The organism is Paenibacillus sp. 1_12, assembly GCF_900114475.1.
Lineage (GTDB): Bacteria > Bacillota > Bacilli > Paenibacillales > NBRC-103111 > Paenibacillus_S.
This window is the reverse complement of record NZ_FOTE01000019.1, coordinates 13,063-27,801: the sequence shown is the minus strand read 5'-3', so window position 1 is coordinate 27,801 and position 14,739 is coordinate 13,063. Positions and strand designations below refer to the sequence as shown.

Sequence of the window (14,739 nt, the reverse complement as noted above, 5' to 3'; positions counted from 1 at the left end):
CGGGAGAGATTTTTTATGTGTGAAAGTGGGCAATAATTATTAAACAACATGATTAAAAAAAGCATGATCGGCGCTTTCCAAACATAAATATTATATACGAAATTCATAGGAGGGGAGAGTGTCGAATAATGTCTGTACATCCACCTATCTTGAGACGTGGCGATACAATTGGAATAGTAACATTGGGGAGTCCGCTTAATTCGATGACAATCAATACGGGTATTTCTGTATTGAGAAGTATGGGATTTCAAGTTGTTTTAGGTAACTATGTATATTCGGTTGATGGTTTTCTTGGGGGAACAGATGAGCAAAGAGCATATGATCTGATGAATATGTTTGCTAATCAAAGAGTTAGAATGATTCTTCCCACCAGAGGAGGGGTAGGAGTTCTGGGAATTCTCCCTTATTTGGATTATGAAGTAATTTCTGCGAATCCAAAAATACTTACGGGTTACAGTGACATTTCTGTATTAATGAATGCCTTATATCAATTTTGTGACTTAATTACTTTTTCTAGTTTAATGCTTTTTGATTTTAATCCGTCCACTCCGGCTTATAATTTCGATCAATTTTTTGAGGCTACTTCTAAAGTAAGCGCTCCAAGGATTATTCAAAACCCTCCAAATGTGTTACTTACAAGTAAAGTTCTTGGTAATGTAACGGGGCCTATAGTCGGGGGGAATCTATCTTCAATTGTTGATACGCTAGGTACTTCGTATGAAATTGACACTAAAGGAAAAGTTTTATTCCTTGAAGAAACACATGAACCAATAAACAAAGTTTATAGAATGATCAATCATTTAAAAATTGCAGGAAAATTTAATGATTGCATTGGAATCGTAATGGGTGAATGCACAGAATGCCAAACAGCTTATGGTAAATCATACAATGATCTGATCGATGAAGTATTAGCTCCAATAGGTAAGGCACTCATGACCAATTTGGCATCTGCTCATGGAACATATAAGGCAGCCATACCTATTGGAGCTTTGGTTAATCTCAACACATATAATAATACATTGACCGTTCTTGAACCAACGGTTAGCTTATCTTAAGCAAGATCTTAATCGATTAGACGACGAGCACCCCAATAATGGGAGTCATAATAGGGAGTACCAAATAAAGTGCTAATTTTCACTTCTCTTGTTCCCATTGTTCCAGCTTGTAGTACTTTATTGTCTCCGATATAGAGAGCCACATGTGACACTCCGGCTTGATAGGTGTCACTTAGGAATATCAAGTCGCCTTTTCGTAATTGATTAGCTGGAACAAATTTTCCTAAATCGCTCTGCATAGCCGAGGAATGAGGGAGTTCAATTCCAATTGCTCTAAACATATATTGAGTAAAACCAGAACAATCAAATGCTTCGTACGGTCGATCTCCTCCAAATACATATGGAACTCCAAGTTGAGTCATTCCTTTGGCAATCATTGCATCCGCATTTAATTCCCAATTTTGGTTTTGTTTATTGGGAATGTTTATGATCAAACCCTTGTAAATATTATATGGATCGATTTTTGGATTTATCTCCATTAAACTTGATAAACTTACGCCATACGTATTGGAAACTTTCCATAGCATATCATTATCTTTAGCGGTGTACTGATCATATGTAGCAGCTGAAGCAACGCTTGAAAACATAATGCTTATAGCTAATGCGGAACTCAAGATGATAGATTTTTTCATTGTGACCTCCATGTTGTATAAATCTTTTTGAAATTCCTAATTTAAACATAACACCATTATTCAGTAGTGGAAACACTCAAATTATGGTATTTTGATGTTTCATAAGGTTGTTGCCTATTGAATTCGCTCCATGACTTCGGTACTCAGGAGCGGAATATCCATAGACACCGATGTGCCCCAAGAGAGCTTGCTGCGTATGATAAGCCCATTCTCTTTGCCATAGACAAGCCGGATGCGTTTGTTCGTATTTGACAGTCCGATATGGCGGTACACATTATCCTCTTCGTTGATCAAGATCCGAATCTCCTCAAGGCGTGCCCTGCTTATCCCCTTCCCATTATCGAGCACGGCAATATGGAGATGAGAGGCGAGACGGGAAATTTTGATTTTAATCTGAATAGGGGGTCCTTGGGCAAGCAATCCATGGTGGATGCAGTTCTCAATTAATGGCTGCAAGAGCAGCTTAACGATGCCGACGCCTTCAAGTTCTTCATGCTCATATTGCCAGTAGAGCTCAAATTTGTCTTTATAGCGTATCTGCTGGATATCGAGGTAGTTCTGCATATTGTGGATTTCCTTATCCAGCGATACGATTTCATGTGGCGTTTCCAAGGAGTACTTCAGTAAACCGGACAAGCTTTCTAGCATTTGGTTGGCCTCATTGGGCTGGACTGTTAGCCCCAGCACCTTCCAATAGATGGTTTGAAGCGTATTAAATAAAAAGTGCGGATTGATTTGAGCTTGCAAGGCAAGCAATTCGGCAGCTTGAAGCTTATACTTTTTCTCAGAAAGTTGAACCTGCAAATAATGTCGCTCCAGAAAATTTTTTATGATTTCTTCGGTAATAATGCTGTATTCATCCTTAACTACTGAGGCTGAGGCATCATACAGAGGAACCCCCTTTTCAGCTTGCTGCAGTATGGTCATAATTCTACGTATTTGATTGGCGCTGCGCTTGGTAAGCAAATAGGCAAGGGCTGACCCCAGAACAAAGGAGAGCAGGACAATACAGGCAGTAAAGGTACTAAGCTTGAATGGAATCTGGTTTAATGACGACTGCGGTGTGACAGAAAGGTACCGCCAGCCAGAAACCGTAGAGCGCTGCTCGGAGACGAAATAGGTGCTATTGCCGTTTTTCCAGATGAAGGGCTTGCTTTTTTCGGGAATTAAGGTGCTATTCAATGCATTGGTGCCAGTATCCGGATGATTACGGAATATAACACGCCCGTTATCGTCTATAACAATAATATGCTGATTGGGGTAAGTTGCCATTTGATCCAGCAATTTTTCAATGTACTGGGTATACACATTGATGGCGATCACGCCTCTTGGATGGTTCAGGGCGGAAGAAAACATATTTTTATACAGAGTGGTAACGGAAATCGGCTTCTCGAATGAAAAATGTTGAATTTGCCTCGATTCCGTCCAGATTCCTGTAAGATCACGGTTTTGCATATAGCTGTTTATCCAGGTCGAGTCGTGGAAATCATCAAGTCGGATCAATCCGTCATTGTAATCCAGAAATTGATTGTAGCTATTATTCACATATACATAGATAGATTCAATAAAAGGCTTGACACTGGCTGGAGCCCTCAAATAGTTCTGGATAACCTTCATGAGCCGAATATCTTCTAACGTTAAAGTTTGGGTATGGAGGATTTCCTCCATCCTGAACAACACATCAAGATTGCCAAGACCGACGCTCAGCGACTCCATTTCACTGAAGATTTGCTCCATATTCCGATCCAATTGATTGAACAAAACGAGGTTGTTCCTATTGATCTCCCCTTGAATATATTGCTGGGTGATATAGATGGATAGGCCGCCGAGGAGAACAACAGGAATTAATAGGGGAGCCAGAAATAGCAGCAGGTTTTTGAAAAAAAATCGTGTGCTCATTCGTCTTCACTTGGTTTTTTACTGGATTTTTCGCTTGCAGGTTCGCTGCTATTACGAAATTCGCGGGGACTGATGCCATAATATTTTTTGAAAGTTCTTGTAAAGTTTTTCGGATAGCTGTAGCCAACCAGTTCACTGATTTCATAAGTTTTATAGTTGATATCCCGAAGCAGCTCGATAGCTTTGCCCATCCGGATTTCCACAATATAGTCCGAGAAATTTTGCCCTGTCTTCTGTTTGAAGTACTTGCTGACATAATCAGGATTCATGCGGATCAGGCGAGCCGCTTCTTCAAGAGTAGCTTTGGAATAATTATGCTCAACGTAGCTTTTAATGGAACCGATCACTTTATCTTGGAAGGATCCTTCGTTCCCCTCTTGAACACGCTGCTCCGGTAAATCGGGATGGTGCTCGCGATCATTGTCCAATTCAGCCCTAAGCTTGGAAAATACCTCATGAATTTCATTAAAGTGCGTAGGCTTTAGAATATATCCCTTAACATCGTAGGCCAATGCTTGTTGGGCATACTCAAAGTTTTTAAACGCGCTCAGCAGCAGGACCTTGGTTTTGATTCTCCGTTCGTACAACTTCTGTACAAGCTCCATTCCACTCATAAGCGGCATCGAGATATCGCATAACAGTGCATCGACGGGATGTGACTCCATATATGTAAAAGCGTCCAATCCATTATCAAACTTTTCTACTACTTGGAAGCCAATTTGCTGCCAAGGAAAGTATTGGGCTAGTCCATTACGTATTTCCGCTTCATCATCAACAAGTACAAGTTTGTACACGTGAATTCCAACCTCCGTCTGAGACTTTCATAATAAAGTAAAGTAATCCTATCGGATATATTAAAATGATACTGGATTTTTCAGTTCTTGTATAGGTTTCTTGATTGACAAAAATACGCAGCAATCAACGATTGTAGGGGAAATGATACTTTTTTTCTGAAAATTAATCGTAAAGGATACCATTTCTAAGATTAGGGTTGTATTTTTTTTGCCTAAAACCTTTTATAGTAAATACTCAGAGACCAAGAATGAGGAGGCAGGTATTATGAAAAAACCGACTAGAACTATTGGAATACTATTAACGCTGCTGATGTTCATGGGGGTAGCGGCAGGCTGCAGTAATGGCAGCAATACACCAGTTGCAGGGGGACAAAGTGTGCAGCCCCAAAAAGAACAGCCGCAGGCGCCAGCCAAAAAGGTGACATTGCGGTTTGCCTGGTTTGGAACTGAGGATAGGCACAAAGCCGTGTTGGAAGCTGTAGATTTGTACATGAAGAAATATCCGAATATTACGATCGAGCCTGAATATGGCGGCTTTGACGGTTACTATCAGAAATTGGTTACGCAATTCGCGGGGGGGACTGCACCCGACATTACTCATCTTGGCATTACTTGGATTGATGATATCGCGGTAAAGGGCAAGCTAGTGCTGGATTTGAACACACAGAAGAAAAACCTGAATCTGGAAGCTTTTAATCAGGATTTTGTAAATAAATATACGGTATTTGGCGGTGAGTTAATCGGTTTGCCAATGGGTGTTAACGGGATGGTTATTGCCTATAACCCGGAGTTTTTCAAGAAATTCAACATTCCCACCGACACAAGCTGGGATTGGATCAAAATTCATGAGATTGGGAAAAAAGTGCATCAACAGGATCCCAAGGCTTATCTGCTCGCACAGCTTGACGTTCGTACCTTCCTTCATCCGTTTATAAAACAACAAACGAACCAGCAATGGATTAAGGACGACAAGACGCTTGGCTTTGACCAGGCCATCCTGACAGAAGCCTTTACTTATTATAAAAAGCTTTTGGACGATGGTGTGCTCCAGCCGCTCGCAGAAAGCAGCCTGTACCCGGATATTTCGCAGAACGTGAGCTGGCAAAAGGGTAATGCAGGTATGGTGTTCGTCTTGGCATCTACATTATCCAAGCATAAAACCTTTATTCCTCAGCTAGATGTAACCACATTCCCAATAGCGGCCAATGCCAAAACCTCAGCTGTGCAGGTCAATCCGACCACACCATTGGTCATTAATAAAGCGACGAAGAACCCTGAGGAAGCGGCGAAGTTCATCAGCTGGCTGCTAACAGATCCAGAAGCGGCTGAGCGATTACGCGATGTATTCAGCGTGCCGCCTGTAGAGAAAAACGCCAAGAAGCTGGCGGAGCAGAACATCATAGATGCAACTGTAGTAAAAGCGGTGGGTCTTGCCCTTGCCAAGCCAGGTGACCCGGAGAATGGGATCAGCGGCAACCAAGAGTTGTTCAAGCTGAGCGAAGACTATTTACAGCAGGTCGGCTTCGGCAAAATATCTCCTGAACAAGGCGCAAGCGAATTAATCCGCAGAATGACTGAAAAATTGAAGGGTATCAAGTAACGGTTATGCGTAATTGGTATGTCGGTTTGCTGTATGTCAGCCCGTGGATCTTAGGTTTCTGCGTGCTGACGCTCTATCCTTTCCTGGCTTCGCTGTATTATTCGTTTACCGACTACAGTATGGTACGTGACCCTGTATTCGTTGGCTTGAAAAATTACAGCATGATGGCTGCTGATCCGGATTTTTATCAATCTTTAAAAGTCACCTTTTATTATGTGCTTATGGCTGTGCCTGCCAAGCTGGCAGTAGCTTTGCTGGTAGCTGTTATTTTGAATATCCCGCTTCGTGGCATTGGCGCGTTCCGCACGGTTTATTATTTGCCTTCGCTGCTTGGTGGGAGTATAGCCGTTTCAATTCTATGGAAATTTCTTTTTATGCGGGAGGGCTTGGTTAACGAAATATTGGGTCATGTCGGGTTAGGTCCCATGGACTGGCTGGGTAGTCCGCAATTGGCCTTATTTACCATCACCTTGCTGCCCGTCTGGGAATTTGGCTCATCAATGGTTATTTTTCTGGCAGGCTTAAAGCAAATTCCCAAGGAGCTATATGAAGCTGCGAAGGTTGATGGTTCATCGAGGCTGGCGACATTTTTTCGGATTACGCTACCCTTGCTGACGCCAGTTATCTTATTCAACCTGGTCATGCAGACGATTGGTGCCTTCCAGCAGTTTACCGCCGCTTTTGTAATAACAGGGGGAGGTCCACTCAAATCGACGTTTTTGTATGGACTGATGCTGTATGAGCAGGCGTTTAACTTTTTCAAAATGGGCTATGCTTCGACTCTGTCCTGGATATTGTTTCTTATTATATTGGCGGTTACCTTCCTGCTGTTAAAGACCTCCGACCGCTGGACGCATTATGAGGATGGAGGAGAGGCGAAATGAGCCGTGTGCAAAAGGTTTTGTTATTCATATTGCTATCGGCGGTTGGTATAGCTTTTATTTATCCGTTGTTATGGCTGGTAGCTGCTTCATTTAAGCCCAATGCCGAGGTGTTTGCCTCAATTGGCTTGATCCCAACCGATTTTGTTTGGGATTCCTATGTGAAGGGCTGGAAGGGAATCGGGAAAAACAGCTATCTTGTTTTTTTTCGTAACACCTTTGTATTGGTTCTGCCTGTTGTAGTGTTGACCGTGCTGTCCAGCATGCTGATCGCTTATGGCTTTGCACGGTTTCAATTTCCTTTAAAAAAGCTGTTCTTTGCTTTAATGATATCGACGTTAATGCTGCCGGATGCGGTGATTATGATTCCCCGGTATTTACTGTTTAAAAATTTTGGCTGGCTAAATACGTACCTACCCTTTTATATCCCTGCTTTGCTTGGAGTGAATGCCTTTTTTATATTTCTCTTAATCCAGTTTTTCAGGGGGATTCCACGGGATTTGGACGAAGCAGCCGTGATGGATGGCTGTGGCTCGTTTGGCATTTTGACCAAGGTGCTTGCGCCCTTATGCTTGCCAGCTTTGGTATCGGTCGGGCTCTTCCAGTTTTTATGGACTTATAACGAATTTTTTAATGCTTTGATCTACATCAATAGTGTATCTAAATATCCGGTATCGTTAGGCTTAAGAATGACGCTGGATACGGATGGAGCTGTGTCCTGGAACCAGGTGATGGCAATGTCGGTCGTCACATTGCTGCCTTGTGTAGTTGTATTTTTCGCGGCCCAAAAATATTTCATTGAAGGTATTACAACGACAGGCATTAAAGGCTAACGCCGTAGGAAAGGGTGGTTGGAGATGGGCCGAACAAAGCAACCAATTGTGGATGGCGATGCGGATGCAAAGAAAGCTGGCATTCGCTCCAATCGACGCACCTATCAAGTCGATGGGGAATTGTTCGCGTCGCTGGACGGACATGCGGCTTATCAGCGGGAAAAGTCGCGCTTGGGCCATGAGTTTGGCAATGTGGAGCATCCACTAAGAAAGCAGTCTTATTCTTGCCCGAAATCATCCGATGAGATGACGATGAAGCGAAAAGGCTTGTTCAGTTTGGCGGGCAACAGGTCCGTGTTTGCCACGGGGCTGGCTGATTACGCGCATGCGCTGTTGTCTGCCTGGTCTGCGTTTGCACATGAGCATAGGCGCAAGGATGGGGTGCTGCCCTTGGAACCGGCCGAACCGTTGAAGCCTGTTGATCCCAGAGGGCAGATCCAAGCAGAGCAAATGAACTTACTGTTTGAAGCATTCTTCAAGCAAAGCAGCCTTATCACTCTTTCATGGCAGCCTATAAAACCGCAGTCATCCAGCCCGGCGGCCATATACCCCGTGGCAACGTACACGGAGGATGGCGTTGTACTGCGAGGGACGCAGACGTTTGGGAGCGATGCCTTGTTCGTGGATGAGCTGCTGGTCTTTATCCGGGAGGAAGGAAGTTCAGATACGCTAGCTCATACGATTGCAGTTGTGCCGATAGATAGCGAGTATCTGGTAGTACGACTTCATCCAGACTTCGATTCTGGAGTAACGGTAACGTATAATGCCGTGCTTGTGCCCTGGAGCCGGGTGTTGGTCGATCGCGATACCCGCATGGTGAAGCGTCTGCTTCATGACCCATCCCATAACACATGGGCAGATTTCCAGTGGGCATCCAGGCAGCTTGCGGAGCTAGAGCTCATCGCGGGAATGTCCTTTGCGCTTGCAGACGCAAGCGGGCTTGGAAATGAGCTCCATATTCAAGGAGAGCTCGGGGAGCTTGTGCAAGCCATTGACACGATGGGAGCTTTACTGCACGCAGCGGAGCTCGGCGCTTATTTGACGCCAACTGGATTGCTCCTTCCGGCAGTACTGCCAGTTCAGGCAGCCAAACGAGCCGGGAGTATGCTGCTGCACAAGGGCTATGAAGCCCTCCAGCATACAAGCGGCATAGCTATACTGGATGCGCCTGGAATTGAAGCTCCCGAAGGAAGCGGGCAAGAACAAGAGGGGCAACAGCTTGGCGGCAAACTACTGCGCGGGGTATGGGAAATGCTCGCAAGCCCTCAAGCCTTCAGAAGAAGGCTGCACGAGCAATATGTATTTGGCGATTCGCTTCAGCAGGCGCAAATTCTGTTCGAGCATTATCCATTGGAGCTGCTGCGCAGCCGCTATAGGGAATTCTGGTTAAAGGGAGAGGATACTCCATGCTAGCAGGATCGAAATCAAGCATCGGATCAGGCACTGAACCAAACACGACTGTAAGCTCAGGAGCGAGATATTTACAGCGCTTAAATGATGGCAGGAAAGTGTGGCTGGACGGGAAGCTGGTTCAACATATTGCCAACCATCCCGCCTTTCGTGGGACAATTAAATCTGTAGCGGGCATTCTTGATCTGCAGGATGAACCGGAGCTAGCCCCGCATTTGGTCTTTGAGACAGAAACAGGAGCCCATGCCAACATGGCTTTTCTGATTCCAGAGCAGAAGGAGGATGTATTCCGGCGCAGCCGTGCATTCAAAATATGGTCGGATGCGACCTTTGGTGTAATGAGCCGTGTAGGCGGAACATATCGAGGGCAGGTGGCAGGCCTCTATATCGGCCGGGAGTTGCTTCAATCCGAGGATCCTGATTATTCGGATAAAATAGTTAATTATTACCGTTACGTCCGAGACCATGATCTTCTCGTGACTTCCGCCGGGCACGACCCGCAGATCGACAGGACGAAGCTTTCCTCTGAGCTTGGGGGGCTGTACACAGCCTTGCGTATCGTGCGTGAGACCGAGGATGGGATCATTGTCCGTGGAGCCAAAATGCTGGCAACCGGCAGTCCCTATATGGATGAAATTATCGTATCGCCCTTAGTTAAGAAAACGGCAGAAGAAAAGCAATATGCGCTTCTGCTCATGGTTGCTGTGAATACGCCAGGCTTACACCTGATTTGCCGGGAATCCTTTGCCTCGGAGGAAGAAGAAAACCATCCGCTCAGCTCACGATTTGACGAGATGGATGCCGTGCTGGTTTTCGATGACGCCTTGATCCCTTGGGAGCGAGTACTGGTTAAGGAGGACCCTGAGCTGCTCTGGAAAGTTCGCTCCACAGCGGTTGGTGGCGGGCTCGGACTGCACAAGAGTATCGTCAGGCTGGTCAGCAAGCTGGAGTTTGTGGCGGCAGTGGGCAATGAGCTGGCGGATTCTATAGGCATTAAGAAATTCGCCCATGTCAAGGAAAAGCTAGCTGAGCTATTTTACCAGCTGGAGTCAATTAAAGCCCTGCTGCTGACAGCGGAGCATGGAGCCAAGCTGGATCCTTCTGGTGTATGGCTACCGGATAGCGGGCTGATGGCGACAGCCAAAAATCTCGGGAACCGCTATTATCCCAGAGCGATCGAAATTTTGCAGCAGCTCTCAGGAGCGGGATTGCTCCAGGCTCCTTCAACGCTTGCTGAATTCCGCGGCCCGCTGGGTACGCAGCTTCAGGCTTATTACCGGGGAGCAGATCGTGGTGCCGAAGAGCGGGTAAAGCTGCTAAAGCTGGCCTGGGAGCTGGTTGGCAGCCAGCTTGGTGCGCGCCATGAGCTTTATGAAAGGTACTACGCGGGAGATCCAATAAGAACCTATGCAAGGCAATATGTCGACTATAACAAGCAGCCGCATTTCGATAAAGTGCAGGAGTACTTACTGGGCAGCACGTATCATCAATAGGTTGGAGCTATTATGCTGATTTTATATGCTAATTATAGGGAGGTATTCAAAATGGGTGAAACAAAACTAAAAGCAGATCTGGAATTAAATGTGGATGTATTGGTCATTGGCGGCGGACCTGCTGGTGCGTGGTCAGCAATCTCAGCTGCTAATGCGGGAGCCAAGGTGGCACTTGTGGACAAAGGCTACTTGGGATCAAGCGGTGCGACCGCTCCATCGGGTACAGGCGTCTGGTATATTCAGCCTGACGATAAGCTTCGGCAGGAGGCCAAGCTGAGCCGGTATGATCTGGGCGGCCAGCTTTCTGAGGATAGATGGATGAACAGGGTGCTGGATAAAGCATACGAGCGGATGAATCATTTGGCGCAATGGGGTTATCCTTTTCCGGCGGATGAGCATGGCACGGTGCAGATACGGGCGCTGCAAGGACCGGAATATATGAAAATGATGCGGAAGTTGGTACAAAAGGCTGGGGTGAAGGTATTAGACCATAGTCCTGCGCTTGAGCTGCTGGCGGATGCGCATGGTGTGGCCGGAGCAAGGGGCGTGCGCAACCAAACCAACGAAACCTGGATCATTCGTGCGGGTGCAGTTGTTATTGCGACGGGCGGATGCGCGTTCCTCAGTAAGGCACTGGGTTGTAATGTATTGACGGGGGATGGGTATCTACTTGCTGCCGAAGCAGGAGCAGAACTCTCTGGGATGGAGTTCTCAAATGCCTATGCGATATCACCAACCTTTTCCTCGGTAACCAAAACGGCCTATTACCGGTTTGCCAGCTTTTATCATGAGGATGGCACAGTCGTGGAAGGTGCGGCTTCACATCGCGGCCGCTCTGTAATCGCGAAGAACCTGCTGCAAGGGCGACAGGTATATGCATGTTTAGACCAGGTGCCGGAGGAAATGAAGCCGATTCTTCGAGTGGGCCAGACGAATTTTTTCCTTCCCTTTGACCGGCTAGGCATTGACCCTTTCCGGGATTCCTTCCCGGTTACACTTCGTCTGGAAGGTACAGTCCGGGGAACCGGGGGTATCCATATTATCGATGAAACCTGCGCTACGAAGGTGTCAGGGCTCTATGCGGCAGGCGATGCGGCAACCCGTGAGCTTATTTGCGGAGGCTTTACGGGAGGCGGCAGCCATAATGCAGCTTGGGCGATGTCCTCAGGCTCCTTTGCAGGGCAAGGCGCTGCCGAATTTGCACTGGCTTTAAGCGGCAAAGCAGAGGACAGAAGCCTGCTGGGCTTGTCCTCATCACCGCTTACAAGCCAGCTTTCCGACCCATCGCCTGGCAAGGTGCAGGAGTATGTGGAGGCAGTCAAAGAGGAAGTTCATCCTTACGACCGTAATCTTTTCCGCACGGATAAGGTGCTTACCGATTCATTGGGGCGGCTCGACGAGCTGTGGAAGCAACAAAGAGATCAAACGATTACCTTGAATGCCCAAGGCTATAAGGCACGTGAAGCATTGGCCATGACCGCGACAGCGCGCTGGATGTACGAATCGGCGAAATTCAGAACAGAAACCCGCGGGATGCACCGGCGTGTGGATTTTCCTAATATCGATGCGAATCAGCACTATCGCTTGGTTAGCGGAGGGCTGGACCGGGTTTGGGTGAAGCCTGAGCTAGTGAAAGGAAAGGTGGCGGTGCTTTGATTGAAATCGTAAGTGATTCCAAATGCATTCAGTGCAATTTATGTGTGTCCGTATGTCCGACCAATGTGTTTGACCGTATAGATGGTGGCATCCCCGTTATTGCCCGGCAAAGTGACTGCCAAACCTGTTTTATGTGTGAATTGTATTGTCCTGTGGATGCTCTATATGTAGCTCCTGATCCAAATCGTATCACCCTTATTACCGAGCAAGAGGTGGCTGACGAAGGTTTAATCGGAGGCTATAGGGAAAAGGTAGGCTGGGGGCCAGGCAGGACACCGGTTACGAGAAATCCGCTTATGCTCAGCCTAAGGTAGACCTTTACACTAATGTAGAGGGGAACAAGGGATGCAGAATTGAAAGAACCATGTTCAATTAAATTGACACGGTTTTTTCTTTTTTTACCAAGTCTATGATTAACTTGACTCAAAACAAAAACATTCAGCGACCATGGAGGTGAGGCCCTATGATAACGAATTCCATATTCAATAGATAAATCTTTGAAGAATCACTCGCACCTAAATTCAACGGTTAGCATGTCTTTTTGAAAACTCCTTTGAATTCATGTAATTGGGGAGCCAAATAAAAACGCCAAGCCATTTCGCAGAGCGAACAGCTTAGCGTTTTTCATTGTATTTACTGCTGAACAATGACCGGATCAATAAGCGAGAGAAACAATTGCAAATCCTTTTTATCAAAGCTGTACAGGTTGGCAGATTGTTTCAAAAAAACCATAATGCTGCTTATATCCAAATTGCCGGTATTCAGAAAATAAACAGTTCTTACGGCAGCATTGACTTCCTTTTGGTTACTATTATCCGTAATTAAAGTAGTTGTGAAATTTGTTGATATATTGCCTGCCATATCCTTGACGCCGATGCCGATGCGAGTTGCTGTATTAGGAATCCGTAGCCCCCAAGGCAAAGTGAACTCAGGCACATTTTCTTTTGGTACCTCTCCAATCAGGCTTATCGGTTGGTTATTACTGTCTAGAAAATAGATCTGATAACTGACGAGGCTTGATTCATCGATAGCTCTGCTCCAAGTTAAGAAGCCATGCAATCTTTTTGGTTGCTCATCCATGTCAAGAAAATTCAGATTATTAGGAAGTTTCGCACTCGGCGTAGTGTTGGTATAAATTTTGATAGGAATATAAACTGCTGCGCTCTCATTGCCGTCTTTGTCATACGAATACAGCGCAAATTGAGTGGCATCGCTAGGTACGGGCAGCAAATTATCTAAATTGTAGGATAGCTGAGAAACATCTTGGGACGTAACTATCGTACCGATCGCTTGTTTTTTATGACCATTTGGTGTACTAAAATATAGATTATAGCCTTTGATTGTGCTCCGTTCTGAGGGCAGAGTAAAAGCAATCTGTCCTGAAATCGTATTCGGTGTAAATGTATATGTAAAGTCTTGAATATTTGTAGGTGCAGGAAGGGTAGCCAAATAAGGAGGCAAAACATCCGAGACTGCGTCTGCTTGACGATTATCAATGACATTGACAGTGGGGAAAGAATTAAACTCTTCTCCAGCACTATTGAGGCTGCCAACTAAGATGCTTCCGGTGTTTTTAGGGAATTTATCAAATACATATTGATACGTCTTGTCTGCACGTTTGGCTATAGTGTCCCAGTATTTCCACGTATTGTCGCCCATTATCCAATAATAAATATTGTACCCTGCCAGCATGCTTTCGTCGTTGGCTCCGGTCCACGAAACCACAGCTTCAATAGAATTTTCGTTTTCAATAGAATTTCCGTTAGCATTGTTATCATGGAACTTCAGTGATTGAACAGAATGCAAAGTATAGCTCCACAAAGGACTTGATCGAATATCCATCACAGCCGAACTGCTGTCGAACAAAATAACACCGATCCGTGTTGCGCCCAAAGGTAACGAAGTCTTTGGCACCGTCCACGAAAAATAGTTACTTTCATCGGAATAAACGGACGCAATCACGGAACCTATAGGGTTATTCGTATTATTCAGAAACTGAAGTTTCATTTCGGAGTGAATAGGTATTGTGCCGTAGGTCGACCATGTTACGTTACCCTCAAATGTGGTCACATCCGATGAATTATTGAAAGTACTGAAATGATAGATCCCTTCCGAAGATACATTCGACGTGAGATTAATGGTTTGACTAAATGATTGACCTGAAGAGAGAATCCCGGTTTTTATCGGAGTGCTCACGGTGTAGCCGATTGATGAAGCTGTAACCGTATAATCTCCAACCTGCAAATTGGGGAATGAAGCCACTCCATCAATATTCGTTTTAGCAGTCACCGGGAATGGGAGCACGGTGGAGGTGAAAGTCACATCTGCATCGGGGATTGGATATCCCAAATTAGATGTAACCATAATGTCAGCCGATGCTTTTGTTGGTGCGACCCCATGGACTGTTGGAACGTTGCCCACAAACGAGAAGAACAGCATGAATAGAAAAATGATAGACGCTAGATTCCTGAAAACTTTCATGACTT

Annotated in this window: 12 protein-coding genes; 8 read left to right on the top strand and 4 right to left on the bottom strand. The window is 45.6% G+C overall.

Translation table 11 applies throughout. The features are described from left to right. The first annotated feature begins 128 nt into the window (after nucleotides 1–128). Nucleotides 129–1,055 (top strand): S66 peptidase family protein, encoded by a 927-nt coding sequence (locus BM210_RS27710; protein ID WP_091175563.1) that lies wholly within the window; start codon nucleotides 129–131, stop codon nucleotides 1,053–1,055. A gap of 8 nt (nucleotides 1,056–1,063) precedes the next feature. Here the strand turns inward: BM210_RS27710 and BM210_RS27705 are convergent, their stop codons facing one another. The 3 genes from BM210_RS27705 to BM210_RS27695 all read right to left on the bottom strand — a co-directional run bounded on the left by BM210_RS27705 (nucleotide 1,064) and on the right by BM210_RS27695 (nucleotide 4,380). After that, nucleotides 1,064–1,687: a C40 family peptidase gene (locus BM210_RS27705; RefSeq protein WP_177238036.1), complete on the bottom strand. Its 624-nt coding sequence runs from the start codon at nucleotides 1,685–1,687 to the stop codon at nucleotides 1,064–1,066. A 114-nt stretch (nucleotides 1,688–1,801) separates the two neighbouring features. Continuing rightward, nucleotides 1,802–3,586 carry a sensor histidine kinase gene (locus BM210_RS27700; RefSeq protein WP_091175560.1) on the bottom strand — a complete coding sequence of 595 codons (1,785 nt, stop codon included), beginning with the start codon at nucleotides 3,584–3,586 and terminating at the stop codon, nucleotides 1,802–1,804. Further along, on the bottom strand, nucleotides 3,583–4,380 hold the full coding sequence (locus BM210_RS27695) for a response regulator transcription factor (RefSeq protein WP_091175558.1): 798 nt from the start codon (nucleotides 4,378–4,380) through the stop codon (nucleotides 3,583–3,585). The genes BM210_RS27700 and BM210_RS27695 overlap by 4 nt, the downstream gene beginning before the upstream one ends. Before the next feature lie 265 nt (nucleotides 4,381–4,645). Between BM210_RS27695 and BM210_RS27690 the strand changes: the two genes are divergently transcribed. The 7 genes from BM210_RS27690 to BM210_RS27660 are packed head-to-tail and all read left to right on the top strand — an operon-like array spanning nucleotide 4,646 to nucleotide 12,567. Then, nucleotides 4,646–5,980: an ABC transporter substrate-binding protein gene (locus tag BM210_RS27690; protein WP_091175556.1), complete on the top strand. Its 1,335-nt coding sequence runs from the start codon at nucleotides 4,646–4,648 to the stop codon at nucleotides 5,978–5,980. 5 nt (nucleotides 5,981–5,985) lie between these two features. After that, a complete protein-coding gene (locus BM210_RS27685) occupies nucleotides 5,986–6,864 on the top strand; it encodes a carbohydrate ABC transporter permease (RefSeq protein WP_091175554.1) in 879 nt (292 codons plus the stop codon). Then, nucleotides 6,861–7,694: a carbohydrate ABC transporter permease gene (locus BM210_RS27680; protein WP_091175552.1), complete on the top strand. Its 834-nt coding sequence runs from the start codon at nucleotides 6,861–6,863 to the stop codon at nucleotides 7,692–7,694. The genes BM210_RS27685 and BM210_RS27680 overlap by 4 nt, the downstream gene beginning before the upstream one ends. Before the next feature lie 24 nt (nucleotides 7,695–7,718). Continuing rightward, the gene (locus BM210_RS27675; RefSeq protein WP_091175551.1) at nucleotides 7,719–9,107 is read left to right on the top strand and encodes a 4-hydroxyphenylacetate 3-hydroxylase C-terminal domain-containing protein; all 1,389 of its coding nucleotides are present in this window, start codon (nucleotides 7,719–7,721) and stop codon (nucleotides 9,105–9,107) included. Next, entirely contained in the window at nucleotides 9,101–10,597 is a 1,497-nt protein-coding gene (locus BM210_RS27670) for a 4-hydroxyphenylacetate 3-hydroxylase family protein (protein ID WP_091175549.1), read from the top strand. Before BM210_RS27675 ends, BM210_RS27670 begins: the two co-directional genes overlap by 7 nt. 51 nt (nucleotides 10,598–10,648) lie before the next feature. Further along, nucleotides 10,649–12,253, top strand: a complete 1,605-nt coding sequence (locus tag BM210_RS27665; protein WP_091175548.1) for an FAD-dependent oxidoreductase — start codon at nucleotides 10,649–10,651, stop codon at nucleotides 12,251–12,253. Next, nucleotides 12,250–12,567 carry a 4Fe-4S dicluster domain-containing protein gene (locus BM210_RS27660; protein ID WP_091175546.1) on the top strand — a complete coding sequence of 106 codons (318 nt, stop codon included), beginning with the start codon at nucleotides 12,250–12,252 and terminating at the stop codon, nucleotides 12,565–12,567. Before BM210_RS27665 ends, BM210_RS27660 begins: the two co-directional genes overlap by 4 nt. A gap of 319 nt (nucleotides 12,568–12,886) precedes the next feature. On the opposite strand, the gene BM210_RS27655 is transcribed toward BM210_RS27660, so the two are convergent. After that, the gene (locus tag BM210_RS27655) at nucleotides 12,887–14,734 is read right to left on the bottom strand and encodes a carboxypeptidase-like regulatory domain-containing protein (RefSeq protein WP_091175545.1); all 1,848 of its coding nucleotides are present in this window, start codon (nucleotides 14,732–14,734) and stop codon (nucleotides 12,887–12,889) included. Nucleotides 14,735–14,739 lie beyond the last annotated feature (5 nt).